The organism is Magnetospirillum sp. WYHS-4, from assembly GCA_039908345.1.
In the GTDB taxonomy this organism is placed as follows: domain Bacteria; phylum Pseudomonadota; class Alphaproteobacteria; order Rhodospirillales; family GLO-3; genus JAMOBD01.
The window spans coordinates 1-11,949 of the sequence record JAMOBD010000067.1; the positions used below are offsets into that span (position 1 = coordinate 1).

Below are 11,949 nucleotides of genomic sequence, written 5' to 3' on the forward strand. Positions count from 1 at the left end.
AGCATGTCCCGGAAGACCAACGGAGCTCATCCGTCACAAACTTCACTCACGTCCCCCATCGCCCGTAAGCGACGAAGGCCGTGTTTGGCGTCTGCGCAAACGGACAAGTCTCAGAACCCCAAGGCCCCGGTCAACCGCCGTCCACGCATCCCTTCTTCTTTCCACAATGTCAATGAACCGAGACGCCGTTGCCGACACCTCACATCCGCAACCCCTGGGCAGCGCCCCGTCGTCGCGAAGGGCCGTCTACATACGGCCGCCGCCCCCCCCTGTCAACGGCTTTTTTTTAACTTTCGTCACAAGGAAGATCAGGATCGCGGCACCGGCCTTAGCATGAGAAATGCCGTGGATTGCTTTGAATTCGCCACGAATTTCGACAGGAAACGCCTTGACACATTTTGTAACCAAGGTCATGGTGCCCTTGGATTGTGGCCGCAGGGGCCGGGGACAGCGCTTTTGGAAGGGGCGTCCCGGCCCGACCGGAGTGGGCGCCACATAGGGATCAAGAGGGGAAGACAGCCACATGATCTATAGAGGCATGGCTGCCGGCGCGGCGCTATTGGCCGTTTATCTGCTTTCGGCTCAGCCCCCCGAGCCCCTCACGTCCGCGTCCCTTCCCGAGGCTTCTTTCGAGACCGCGGCCGGCACGCCTGCCGCCGCGCCCCTCCTGCCCGTCAAGTCCGAGCCCCTGCGTATGGATATGGCCCTCGCGCCGATTTCGCTCGGCAATCCGGTGGCCGCTGCGACCCTGAACACCCATACACCGGCCATGCCGCGCGACGACATGACGGGCGCCGTCGCCGCTTCCGGCCCCTACGCGGTCGTGGTTCGCCCGCAGCGCGGCGACACTCTGGGCGACCTGTTCGAGGAAGCCGGCGTCCCGACTGCCGAGGCCCACGCCGCCATCGCCGCCATGAGCCGGTCCTTCAGCCCGCGCCGCCTTCAGACCGGGCAGGAAATCACCCTGACCTTCGCCCCCCCCAAGGACGGCGCGGAATACGGCCGCTTCCTGGGATTCTCGCTCTATCCCGAGTGGGATCACATGGTCCGCGTCTGGCGCGAGGGCGATGAGTTCAAGTCGGCCAAGGAGAAGCGGCTGCTGACCCATGGCTTGGCTCGCGTCGAGGGTGTCATCGAGAACAGCCTCTACGAAGCCGCCGTCGAAGCCGGCGTGCCAGCCTCGGTGCTGGTCGAAATGATCCGCCTGTTCTCCTGGGACGTCGACTTCCAGCGCGAAATCCAGCCTGGCGATTCCTTCGAGTTGATGTACGAGCAGGCCTTCGACAAGACCGGCACCCTGGTGCGCAACGGCCGCATCCTGGCCGCCGCCATGATCCTCAGCGACGAACGCCGTTCCATGTATCTGTTCGAGACTCCGGACGGTCCGGAATACTTCGACCAGAAAGGTCGCGGTGCTCGCAAGGCTCTGCTGCGCACGCCCATCGACGGCGCCAAGCTGACCTCCAGCTTCGGGAAGCGCAAGCATCCGATCCTGGGCTACACCAAGATGCACAAAGGCGTCGACTTCGGCGCCGCCACCGGCACCCCCATCTACGCGGCCGGCGAAGGCACCGTGGAAAAGGCGGGTTGGGAAGGCGGCTACGGCAACTACGTCCGCCTGCACCACACCGATAACTATTCCACCGTTTACGGCCACATGAGCCGCATCGGCAAGGGCATCGCCGTCGGGCGCCGGGTGCGCCAGGGCGAGATCATCGGCTACGTGGGCTCGACGGGCCGGTCCACCGGACCGCACCTGCACTACGAGATCATGGTCAAGAACCAGCACGTCAACCCGATGACCGTGAAGATGCCGTCGGGCCGCAAGCTGGAGGGCAAGGAACTGACGCGCTTCATGGCCGTCAAGACCGAACACGACCAGCGCTATGCCGCCCTGGCCCAGGAAACCGTCATCGCCAGTAACGGCAAGCGCTGATCCGCCGCTTGGGCAGACGGGGCCGGCGGGTGTAAGCTGGCCTCATGTCCGATGCCGCGCCGCTCCCTTTTCCCGAAGCCCGACAGCCCCTAGGCCTTTCGGCGCGACTGCTGATCATGACGATCTTTTTCGTCATGGTGGCCGAAGTCATGATCTACGCCCCGTCCATCGGCCGCTTCCGCAAGACCTACCTCGAGGAAAGAATCGTTCGCGGACACCTGGCGGCTCTGGCCTTGGAGGCCACGCCCAATGCCATGCTGAGCGAGGACCTGGAGCAGAAGCTCCTGCGCCAGGCGGAGGTCCACGCGGTGGCGCTCAAGCGGACCGACATGCGCATGTTGGCCTTGACCGACCGCATCCCGCCGGCGGTCGATGCCTCCTTCGACCTGCGGACCACCGCCTTCTTCGAGTGGATCCGCGATGCCTTCGACGTCCTGGCCCAGGATCGCCACCGGGTGCTACGGGTGATCGGCCCGCCGCCCGACGATCCGGCGGTGGTCCTTGAATTGATTCTCGACGAGGCGCCGCTGCGCGAAGCCATGGTCGACTATTCGATCCGCATCCTGCAGCTTTCCGTCGGCATCTCCTTCTCGACCGCGACGCTGGTCTTTCTTGCGCTGCAGTGGCTGATGGTGCGGCCAATGCGGCGGATCACCGCCAGCATGATGGCCTTCCGCACCAACCCCGACGACGAGTCCGCCACCCTGCCGCCCACCGATCGCCGGGACGAGATCGGCATCGCCCAACGCGAACTGGCAGTGATGCAGGAAGAGCTACGCTCCGCGCTCCGCCAGCAGGCCCGGCTAGCTACGCTGGGCGCCGCGGTGGCCAAAATCAACCACGACCTGCGCAACAGTTTGGCGACCGCCGTGCTGGTTTCGGATCGTCTCTCCAATATCGCCGACCCCGAGGTCCAGAAGGTTACGCCCCGGCTCTACGACGCCATCGACCGGGCGGTCAGCCTGTGCAGCCAGACTCTCAACTACGTGGGCGATTCCGAACTGCGTATCCACCGCGAACCGTTTTTTTTGCGTGAGCTGGTGGACGAGGTCCGCGCCGCCCTGCGCCCGGAAGGCGGCGCCGAGACGACCTTCGCGTTGCGTAATCATGTCCAACCGGAACTGACCGTCAACGCCGACCGGCGCCACTTGTTCCGCGCCCTAAGCAATCTGGCGCGCAATGCCCGCGAGGCGGGCGCGGCGACGGTCGATGTCGAAGTCTACCCCCTGCCCGGCGGCCACGGCATCGCCATCGACGTTTCCGACGACGGCCCCGGCCTGCCCCAGAAGGCAAGGGACAAGCTGTTTCAGCCCTTTGCCGGCTCGGCACGCAAAGGCGGCACCGGACTGGGGCTGGTGATCTGCCGCGACGTCGTGCGCGCCCATGGGGGCGACGTGGCCCTGGTGACCACCAACGAGGCCGGGACTACCTTCCGGCTTACGCTTCCCGCCCACTCCTGAGGCGGAGGACGGTCGACAACAAATCGAGTGGCCTGGGGAGCCTTGCGGTCGGTGTCGTCGTAAAGCCTGCGGGGCGCAAGGTTTTCCGGAAGATCGACTACGACGTCCGCGCGCTCTCCATGAGTTCCGATGAAGGGATGGTTCCCATCCGGTTCACCGGGCTCCCTTGTCATCGGTCGCCGCGACCGAGCGCATCACCAAACCAATGAAGACAAAGATTTATTGCGTATCGCACCCGCTGGATGTACATAGATATAATGGTTAGGCGTCGATACAGACTGCCGAAACGACGGACATAAAAGGCTGGATGATCTCCGGGGAAGGCAATAGGCCCCATCCTTCATAAGCTATGAGCATCGGGAGTGCCCGTATGGAAGATATTTTAGGGCTGGTACTGGTTCTCGTGGGGGCCGGCATCATAGGAGCGGTATTTATTTTCGGACATCGGAAGCGAGCGAGGGCATCGACACAATCCCGCAAAACCGAACGGGAGAAGAACCTCGAAAAAATCGCGAGTGTCCGGGGCAATGGCCGCTGACCTCGAGGCGGACGCACGTCTGCCATCTTGCATTGGCCACCGGCAGCCGCTATAAACCCCGCCTTCCTGGCGGCTAGGCCCCGAGGGCATGCCGACCCGCCACATGTATTCGTCTTTGTGAAGAGGATCGAAAAATGCCCAAGATGAAGACCAAGTCCGGGGCCAAGAAGCGGTTCCGGTTTACCGCGACCGGCAAGGTTAAGGCGGCGGTGGCCTACAAGCGCCACAACCTCCGCAAGCGTTCGCAGCAGATGAAGCGCAAGGCCCGCGGCACGTTCGTGCTCCGCGACGGCGACGCGCGCCTCGTCAAGTCTTACATGCCTTACGCCTGACGGAGGATTCCCCATGGCCCGCGTCAAGAGGGGCGTTACCGCCCACGCCCGCCACAAGAAGGTCCTGGATCGCGCCGCCGGTTACCGCGGCCGCTCCCACAGTTCCTTCCGTATCGCCATCGAGAAGGTCGAGAAGGGCTTGCAGTATGCCTTTCGCGACCGCCGCGCCAAGAAGCGCAATTTCCGCGCCCTGTGGATCCAGCGCATCAACGCCGGCGTTCGCGAGCACGGCATGACCTATTCGCAGTTCATCAACGGACTCGGCAAGGCCGGCATCGAACTGGACCGCAAGGTCCTGTCCGATCTCGCCACCCGCGAGCCCGAGGCGTTCAAGAGCCTGGTCGACCAAGCCCAGGCCGCTCTCGCCAAGACCGCGTAACGCCCACGCGTTCCGCGTCGGAAAACAAGGGGAGCCGCCTTCGGGGCTGGCTCCCCTTTGTCGTTTGGAGGTTGGACGGATGATCGATCTGGACCCGATCCGCAAGGACGCCCTGGCCCGCGTGGCCGGTGCCGCCACGCTGGACGAGATCGAGGCGGCCCGCGTCGCCCTGGTGGGCAAGAAGGGCAGCGTCAGCGAACTGATGAAGGCCCTGGGGACCCTCGCACCCGAAGAGCGCAAGGCCGCCGGCCAGGCCTTCAATGCCTTGAAGGACGAAGTCGCCGCCGCCCTGGACGCCCGTAAGGCCGACTTGGCGGAGGCCGACCTGGACCGCCGGCTGGTGGCCGAGCGCGTCGACGTCACCCTGCCTGCCCGTCCGGAAGGGGAAGGCCGCATCCATCCGATCAGTCAGACCATCGACGAGGCGATCGCCATCTTCGGCGAGATGGGCTTCGTGGTCGCCGAAGGGCCGGATATCGAAGAGGACTGGTACAACTTCACCGCCCTCAACATCCCTCCAGACCATCCGGCCCGCCAGGAGCACGACACCTTCTACCTGCCCGGCGAGCGCAACGGGAACCGCCAAGTGCTGCGCACCCACACCTCGCCGGTGCAGGTGCGGACCATGCAGAAGCAGAAGCCGCCGATCCGCATCATCGTGCCGGGGCGTACCTATCGCTGCGACTACGACGCCACCCATTCGCCCATGTTCCATCAGGTGGAAGGCCTGGTGGTCGACGAGGCCGCCCACATGGGGCACCTGAAGGGATGCCTGATCGAGTTCTGCCGGGCCTTCTTCGGCGTCGACGACCTGCCGGTGCGTTTCCGCCCCAGCTACTTCCCCTTCACCGAACCGTCCGCCGAGGTGGACATCGGCTGCACCCGCGAAGGCGGCAAGTTCCGCATCGGCCACGGCGACGACTGGCTGGAGATTCTGGGCTGCGGCATGGTGAACCCCAAGGTGCTGGAAAACTGCGGCATCGATTCCACCAAGTACCAGGGCTTCGCCTTCGGCATGGGGCTGGAGCGCATCGCGATGCTGAAGTATGGCATTCCCGATCTTCGCACCTTCTTCGAATCCGACCTCCGGTGGCTGAAGCACTACGGCTTCGCGGCCCTGGACGTTCCTAGCCTGGTAAGAGGGGCCGGCGCATGAAATTCACGTTGAACTGGCTCAAGGAGCATCTGGAAACCGACGCCTCGGTGGAGCGCGTCTGCGAGACGCTCACCATGATCGGCCTGGAGCTCGAGGGCATGGTCGACCGGGCCAAGGGGCTGGAAGGCTTCGTGGTCGCCCATGTGCTGGAGGCGCTGCGCCATCCCGACGCCGAGAAGCTGCAGATCTGCAAGGTCGACGTCGGCCATACGGTCCACGAGGTGGTCTGCGGCGCCCCCAACGCCCGCGCCGGCATGAAGGGAGTGTTCGCGTCAGAGGGCATGTACATCCCCGGCATCGATACGGTGCTGAAGAAGGCCAAGATCCGCGGCGTGGAAAGCTGCGGCATGCTGCTGTCCGAGCGCGAGATGGGCCTGTCCGACGAGCACAAGGGCATCGTCGAACTGCCGGCCGACGCCCCCATCGGAGCGCGGGCCGTCGATATCATGGGCTTGGCCGATCCGGTCATCGACATCGCCATCACCCCCAACCGGGGCGACTGTCTGGGCGTGCGCGGTATCGCCCGCGACCTGGCGGCCACCGGCATAGGGACGCTGAAGCCCCTCAAGGCGGAGCCGGTCAAGGGAACCTTCCCCAGCCCGCGCCGGGTCCATCTGGACCTGGACGGCGCGCGCAAGGAGGCCTGCCCCTATTTCGTCGGCCGCGTCTTCCGGGGCGTCAAGAATGGCCCGAGCCCCAAGTGGCTCCAGGACCGCCTGCTGGCCGTGGGGCTGCGTCCCATCTCGGCCCTGGTGGACATCACCAACCTGATGACCCTGGAATACGGCCGGCCGCTGCATGTCTTCGACCTGGCCAAGGTGAAGGGGGACATCCACGTCCGCATGGCCCGCCCCGGCGAGAAGCTGCTGGCCCTGAACGGCAAGGAATACGAACTGGACGGCGAGATGACGGTGATCGCCGACGACCATGACGCCGAGGCCGTGGCCGGCATCATCGGCGGCGAACGCACCGGCTGCACCGAGGCGACCACCGAGGTCTTCCTGGAAACCGCCTGGTTCGATCCCATCCGCACCGCCCAGACGGGCCGCAAGCTGCTGGCGATGACCGACGCCCGCTACCGCTTCGAGCGCGCCGTCGATCCCGCCTTCCTGATGGACGGGGCCGAGATCGCCAGCCGGTTGATCCTGGACCTCTGCGGCGGGGAGGCCTCCGACCTGGTGATCGCCGGGGCGGAGCCGGCCTGGCGGCGCAGCCTCCATCTGCGCGGCGACCGGGTGAAGACCTTGGGCGGCGTCGATCTGCCGGCCGCCGAGCAGGAACGCATCCTGCGGGTCCTCGGCTTCGCTCCCGTCGGCAAGGGCGACGGTTTCGACGTGGGCGTGCCTTCCTGGCGCTCCGACATCGTCGGCGAGGCCTGCCTGGTCGAGGAAATCGTCCGTATCAACGGCTATGGGGCGATCCCGGTGACGCCGCTGCCGCGCGACAGCGTCCTCCCCGCCGCCGCCCTCAATCCGTCCCAGCGCCGCCGCGCCTTCGTGCGGCGGGTCCTGGCCGGTCGGGGCCTGGTGGAGGCCGTGACCTATTCCTTCCTGCCGTCGGCCCAGGCCGACCTGTTCGGCGGCGTGCCGGACTGTTTGCGCCTGGTCAATCCGATCAGCGCCGACCTGGACGTCATGCGGCCGTCCCTGTTGCCGAACCTTATCGCGGCAGCCGGGCGCAACGCCGACCGTGGCTTCGCCGATGCCGCCCTGTTCGAGGTGGGACCCCAGTTCAAGGGCGATTCCATCGACGACCAGATGATGGTCGCGGCGGGCCTGCGAGCCGGCCGCTGTCATCCCAAGCACTGGGCGGCCGCTCTCCGTCCGGTCGATGTCTTCGATGCCAAGGCCGACGCCCTGGCGGTGCTGGCTGCAGCCCAGGCGCCGGTTGACAGCCTGCAGACGGGCACCGAGGTCCCGGCCTGGTACCATCCCGGCCGCTCCGGCGCGCTGCGCCTGGGCCCCAAGGCCATTCTCGCCCGCTTCGGCGAGATCCATCCGCGGGTGCTGAAGGCGATGGGCGTCGACGGCCCCGTCGCGGCCTTCGAAGTCTTCCTCGATGCCCTGCCGACGCCCAAGTCCAAGGGCTCGGCCAAGCCGCACCTGACCCTGTCGGCCTTCCAGCCCCTCGAACGGGACTTCGCCTTCGTGGTGGACGAGACCGTCACGGCCGAAACGGTGGTGCGGGCGGCGCGCGGCGCCGACAGGCAACTGATTTCCGATGTCCGGGTGTTCGACCGGTTCAAGGGGGGCGGCCTGGGCGAAGGTAAGAAGTCGCTGGCCATCACCGTGGTGCTCCAGCCCGCCGACAAGACGCTTACCGATGCCGAGATCGAAGCGGTGTCGGGAAAGATCGTCGCCGCCGTCCAGAAGGCCACGGGTGGGGTTCTGCGGGGCTGACCGTTCAGAAAGGGTTCAGGGTCCGGACGCTAGGAGGGAGGCAGCCCCCATGCAAGGAGATTTCCGATGTCCTTTCCTGCCCTCCTGTTCAAGCTGATTCTGGCCGGCGGTCTTCTTGTCGGCGGCGGCATGGGCGCCCTGGCGGCCGACGGCCACGACCATGGCCATTCCCGTCACGCCTCCGGCTTGACCTTGAACAAGGGGGCGAAGTGGCGGACCGACGCCCCCCTGCGCCAGGGTATGCAGGCCATCCGGGACGACGTCGCGCTCCTCCTGCCCAGGCTTCGCGAGGGAACCCTGCCGAAGGAAGACATCGGCCGCCTGGCCGACAAGATCGACCACCACGTCCAATTCATGGTCGCCAACTGCAAGCTGCCGCCGGAAGCCGATGGGCAGCTTCACATCGTGATCGGCCATATCGCCGAGGGCGCGGAAGGGATGAAGAAGGGCAAGGAAGGACGGAAAGCCGTGGAAGCGGTGATCGAGGCGCTGGATGCCTATGCGCGCCATTTCGATCACCCCGGCTGGAAGCCGCCGGCCTGACGCCGGACGGCCTATCGGGTCAGCGAGCCGAAGGCGGCGTGCGGACGACCACCCGTTGCGGGCAAAGGCAGCGGAACCCCAGTATCCTGGCGACATCCCGGAAATGTCTGGCAATCGCGTACATGGTCCCTCCCCAGCGATCCGACGTTCTATCTTGGAAAAACACTATCATGCGCAATCTGGGCAAGAATGTGACGCGGCTCACCGGGCGGTTCACGCCAAGCGACGACGCCATCCTGGCTGCTATTGGCTGACGAATCGTTAACCGACGGTCGTGCTATAATCCGGCATGGGCGAGGCTGGAATCGACGAATTCTGCAAGGATGCCGACGACGAGAGGCGGGGCATGTGCCGCGTCCTGAAGCGGTGGATCGCGCGCCTGCGCGGCGAATCCTTTCCCGCCTTCCGCGAATTGGACGTGACGGCCGCACCGGCCGTCGCCGACCATGTCTTCGTGCTCGATGCCACGGACGACGAGGGACGCTGGACCGTCGAGAGTTGCGGCATCGACGTAGCCGCCATCTGTCGCCACCAGCCGGTCGGACGAAGCGTCGCCGAGGTCTTCCCCATGCCGCTGGCGGAAGCCCTGCCCCACCTTTCCAAGAACGTCATGGCCTACAAGAAACCGATCTCGGACTCCGGATCGGCCTATGGGCCGCGCGGCGAGTTGCTCTATCGCTGCATCCTGATGCCGCTCAGCAACGACGGCCAAGGGATCGATCGGGTATTGGGCTCCCTGACCTGGCGCTACGTCAAGGACAGGTGACCTGACCCTTGCGGATGTCCAGCGGGTCCCAGTCGGGAACGATCCGCAATTCCGCCGACGCCTTGCCATCGACCCGGAATTCGACGGTTTGGCCCGCGGCCATGCGCAGGCGGCGTTCCGCGACCGGGTTTCCGCCCAGCCGGACCAGAAAGTCCGCCTGTCCGGGCCAGAGGGCGCCACGGTTGACCACCCGGAAGATCGCGCCTTCCGTGGTACAGCGGGTCTCTATCTCGGGCTGGAAGGCACCGGCGGCACCGGGCAGTGCGGTCTTCTTCGCCGTCTTGCCGACCAAATGGCCCTCGCCTTCGGCGTCTCCGGCCTCGGCCGGCGAACGGCGGGCCATCTTGGGCAGGATCGGCGTTTCGCGAGCCAAGCATTCGACGACATCGATCCGCGCCCGCACCTTTTCGATGTATTGCCGCAGGTCTTCCCCTTGCAGGCGGATGTTGTGGCTGCGGATCAGGCCGGCGCTGCCGCGCCCATAGATGCCTTCAAGGTCGGCGAGTTGGAAGCGCCACTTGGCCAGATAGACCTTCCAATCGCCGTCATGGGCCATGGCGACGTAACGCCGCGTATTGTCGTGAGTGAGGTTTTCCCACCAAGGCACCTGAGGGTAAGCCGGGCATTCGGCCTTCGCCGCACCCGGCCCGGCCATCAGTCCCAGAATCATTCCCGCGCAGATCCAGACTCGGCCCATGAGCACCTCCCGACCCCCAGGATGGACCGAATCCGGCGCCGGGGTCGTCGCGCCGGCGCGGGAGGGTCAGGCCACCAGTTCACGCACCTTCATGATGAAGGCGGCCGGATCGAAAGGCTTTTCCAGGAAGGCGTCGGCGCCCGAGTCGCGAATGTCCGAATCGTCCTCCTTGAAGGGAAGGGCCGTCACGACCAGGACGGGCAGCGCCCCCAGGCCTTCCGTGTCCTTGATCCGGCGAACGAGGCGCAGGCCGGAAATGCCCGGCAGGCGGACATCCATCACCAGGAGATCGGGCGGCTCGGCGATGACCTGTTCGACGACCCCGTCGGGGTCGTCGCGAATCGCCACCTTGAAATTCAGCGCCGTCAGGATCTCGTGCATGAGACTGACGTGGAAAGGATTGTCGTCGACGATCAATGCCCGTTTCACCGGAACCAGCCCCCACCATGGCCGCCCCCGCCCGAGTAGTCGTCGCTGCCGTCGCCGAACAGGGACTGCAGGTAGGCATACTCGCGGCGCAGCCCGCGGCGTTCGTTCAATTTGCGCTGGGCGGCGTCGGGGAAGTCGGCGAATTGGATATAGCCGCGCTGGATCAGGACGTCGATCAAATCCTCCAGGACGCGGATGAAGCCGGCATCGGCGTCATGGAAGGATCGCCGGATGGCATCTTCCGGATTTCCGCCCTTGCCGAGAAAGGCGACCAGTTCGGGGCTGGCGGCGTCGATGGATTCCAAGCCATCTTCCTCCGGTTCCCCGTAGACCGCCGCGATCCGGCCGGCGGCATCGCGCTTGACGAAAGGCATGGCGGTTCTCCTCAACGGTCGGTGCCGGTTGCCTGCTTCTTGGGATCGTAGGGCGTGGCGGAAGTCCGCGTCCCGATTCCACCCGGTAGGGCGATTCGCAGTTCGGAGATTTCCTCCAGCGCCGCCGTCCCGCCGTCCAGCGCCAGCGCCAGCACGTGGCCACCCCGCTTGCGATCCGCCGTCAGAAAGTGGAAATGCCAGCCGGGCACGTTGACGCCCGCCGCCTGGGCGGGAAAGCGGAAGCCGATCAGGCTGCCTTCCGCCATGGTCTCATCGAAAACCGCCTGTTCCTTGGGGATGATCTCGGTAAGCGGCCGATAGGGCTGGGCCTGGGCCGCCACGCTCCGCGTCCGAATGGCGGCGAAGCGCCCCTCGATGCGTGCCGCCTGGATGCGCGACGGATTGGCAACGCGAGCGTCCAAAGCCCTTTCCAGGCCCGGCAGATCCAGACCCCGGTCGAGGGTTAAGGTGGTTTGCGGCCGGAAGGCGGTGACCTGGGCGAAGGGTATCCGGAGGCTGTCGTCCGCTTCGAGGACTTCGCCGGTGATCTTGACCTGGAAGACGCGGCCGTCAATCACCGCCATCTCGCCATCGAGACGGTTGAAGGTTCCGAGTCCCAGGTCGCCCCGCCGCCGCAACTCGCCGACCGTCACCTCGCCGTCGTAGACTCCGGCCATCAGGGCGGCAAGGGTGGAGACCTGAAAGACCTCGGGCCCGGCGAAGGCCGGCTGCTGGGCGAACAGGGCAAGGACAAGAACGGCCAGTGGGCGAAGGGAACCTTTTTGCATGTCGCCATCATAGTCCATTCGCGGGACCGAAGGAAACCTCGCTCCATCGGCGCCGGTTGTCCCTCTGCTGCGCTGCACACCATCCCATCCTTGTTTCGTCATGGTTTGCCGACTACACTTCCGCCAAAACATCAATCTCCCGGCCCGTCCGG

13 protein-coding genes are annotated in these 11,949 nt (G+C 65.8%); 8 read left to right on the forward strand and 5 right to left on the reverse strand.

Features of this window, described 5'->3' with window-relative positions; genetic code table 11:
• Nucleotides 1-246: 246 nt before the first annotated feature.
• Nucleotides 247-414: a hypothetical protein gene (locus H7841_15365; protein MEO5338251.1), complete on the reverse strand. Its 168-nt coding sequence runs from the start codon at nt 412-414 to the stop codon at nt 247-249.
• A 109-nt stretch (nt 415-523) separates the two neighbouring features.
• On the opposite strand from H7841_15365, the gene H7841_15370 reads away from it, so the two are divergent.
• The 8 genes from H7841_15370 (at nt 524) to H7841_15405 (ending at nt 9,509) form a co-directional block, all read left to right on the forward strand.
• Nucleotides 524-1,936 (forward strand): M23 family metallopeptidase, encoded by a 1,413-nt coding sequence (locus H7841_15370; GenBank protein ID MEO5338252.1) that lies wholly within the window; start codon nt 524-526, stop codon nt 1,934-1,936.
• 116 nt (nt 1,937-2,052) lie between these two features.
• Nucleotides 2,053-3,396 (forward strand): HAMP domain-containing histidine kinase, encoded by a 1,344-nt coding sequence (locus H7841_15375; GenBank protein MEO5338253.1) that lies wholly within the window; start codon nt 2,053-2,055, stop codon nt 3,394-3,396.
• 672 nt (nt 3,397-4,068) lie between these two features.
• Nucleotides 4,069-4,266, forward strand: a complete 198-nt coding sequence (gene rpmI / locus H7841_15380) for a 50S ribosomal protein L35 (GenBank protein ID MEO5338254.1) — start codon at nt 4,069-4,071, stop codon at nt 4,264-4,266.
• Nucleotides 4,267-4,279: 13 nt separating this feature from the next.
• Nucleotides 4,280-4,645, forward strand: coding sequence for a 50S ribosomal protein L20 (gene rplT, locus H7841_15385; GenBank protein MEO5338255.1), 366 nt, complete (start codon nt 4,280-4,282; stop codon nt 4,643-4,645).
• Between the two features lie 79 nt (nt 4,646-4,724).
• Entirely contained in the window at nt 4,725-5,801 is a 1,077-nt protein-coding gene (gene pheS / locus H7841_15390) for a phenylalanine--tRNA ligase subunit alpha (GenBank protein ID MEO5338256.1), read from the forward strand.
• Nucleotides 5,798-8,200 carry a phenylalanine--tRNA ligase subunit beta gene (gene pheT / locus H7841_15395; protein ID MEO5338257.1) on the forward strand — a complete coding sequence of 801 codons (2,403 nt, stop codon included), beginning with the start codon at nt 5,798-5,800 and terminating at the stop codon, nt 8,198-8,200. The genes pheS and pheT overlap by 4 nt, the downstream gene beginning before the upstream one ends.
• 66 nt (nt 8,201-8,266) lie before the next feature.
• A complete protein-coding gene (locus tag H7841_15400; protein MEO5338258.1) occupies nt 8,267-8,743 on the forward strand; it encodes a hypothetical protein in 477 nt (158 codons plus the stop codon).
• A 289-nt stretch (nt 8,744-9,032) separates the two neighbouring features.
• Complete coding sequence (locus tag H7841_15405) at nt 9,033-9,509, forward strand: hypothetical protein (protein MEO5338259.1); 477 nt, start codon at nt 9,033-9,035, stop codon at nt 9,507-9,509.
• On the opposite strand, the gene H7841_15410 is transcribed toward H7841_15405, so the two are convergent.
• The 4 genes from H7841_15410 to budA all read right to left on the reverse strand — a co-directional run bounded on the left by H7841_15410 (nt 9,496) and on the right by budA (nt 11,797).
• Nucleotides 9,496-10,206 carry a hypothetical protein gene (locus H7841_15410; GenBank protein MEO5338260.1) on the reverse strand — a complete coding sequence of 237 codons (711 nt, stop codon included), beginning with the start codon at nt 10,204-10,206 and terminating at the stop codon, nt 9,496-9,498. The two genes, H7841_15405 and H7841_15410, sit on opposite strands and share 14 nt — an antisense overlap.
• A gap of 66 nt (nt 10,207-10,272) precedes the next feature.
• A complete protein-coding gene (locus H7841_15415; GenBank protein MEO5338261.1) occupies nt 10,273-10,635 on the reverse strand; it encodes a response regulator in 363 nt (120 codons plus the stop codon).
• Nucleotides 10,632-11,009, reverse strand: a complete 378-nt coding sequence (locus H7841_15420) for a hypothetical protein (GenBank protein MEO5338262.1) — start codon at nt 11,007-11,009, stop codon at nt 10,632-10,634. The genes H7841_15415 and H7841_15420 overlap by 4 nt, the downstream gene beginning before the upstream one ends.
• An 11-nt stretch (nt 11,010-11,020) precedes the next feature.
• The gene (gene budA, locus H7841_15425; GenBank protein ID MEO5338263.1) at nt 11,021-11,797 is read right to left on the reverse strand and encodes an acetolactate decarboxylase; all 777 of its coding nucleotides are present in this window, start codon (nt 11,795-11,797) and stop codon (nt 11,021-11,023) included.
• Between the last annotated feature and the right edge of the window lie 152 nt (nt 11,798-11,949).

What these genes read in the sequence shown, in the direction of transcription:
- H7841_15420 (MEO5338262.1), bottom strand. Translation starts at nt 11,009, where the DNA reads ATGCCTTTCGTCAAGCGCGATGCCGCCGGCCGGATCGCGGCGGTCTAC.
- H7841_15400 (MEO5338258.1), top strand. Translation starts at nt 8,267, where the DNA reads ATGTCCTTTCCTGCCCTCCTGTTCAAGCTGATTCTGGCCGGCGGTCTT.
- rplT (MEO5338255.1), top strand. Translation starts at nt 4,280, where the DNA reads ATGGCCCGCGTCAAGAGGGGCGTTACCGCCCACGCCCGCCACAAGAAG.
- H7841_15410 (MEO5338260.1), bottom strand. Translation starts at nt 10,206, where the DNA reads ATGGGCCGAGTCTGGATCTGCGCGGGAATGATTCTGGGACTGATGGCC.
- H7841_15375 (MEO5338253.1), top strand. Translation starts at nt 2,053, where the DNA reads ATGACGATCTTTTTCGTCATGGTGGCCGAAGTCATGATCTACGCCCCG.
- pheT (MEO5338257.1), top strand. Translation starts at nt 5,798, where the DNA reads ATGAAATTCACGTTGAACTGGCTCAAGGAGCATCTGGAAACCGACGCC.
- pheS (MEO5338256.1), top strand. Translation starts at nt 4,725, where the DNA reads ATGATCGATCTGGACCCGATCCGCAAGGACGCCCTGGCCCGCGTGGCC.
- H7841_15405 (MEO5338259.1), top strand. Translation starts at nt 9,033, where the DNA reads ATGGGCGAGGCTGGAATCGACGAATTCTGCAAGGATGCCGACGACGAG.
- budA (MEO5338263.1), bottom strand. Translation starts at nt 11,797, where the DNA reads ATGCAAAAAGGTTCCCTTCGCCCACTGGCCGTTCTTGTCCTTGCCCTG.
- H7841_15370 (MEO5338252.1), top strand. Translation starts at nt 524, where the DNA reads ATGATCTATAGAGGCATGGCTGCCGGCGCGGCGCTATTGGCCGTTTAT.
- rpmI (MEO5338254.1), top strand. Translation starts at nt 4,069, where the DNA reads ATGCCCAAGATGAAGACCAAGTCCGGGGCCAAGAAGCGGTTCCGGTTT.
- H7841_15365 (MEO5338251.1), bottom strand. Translation starts at nt 414, where the DNA reads ATGACCTTGGTTACAAAATGTGTCAAGGCGTTTCCTGTCGAAATTCGT.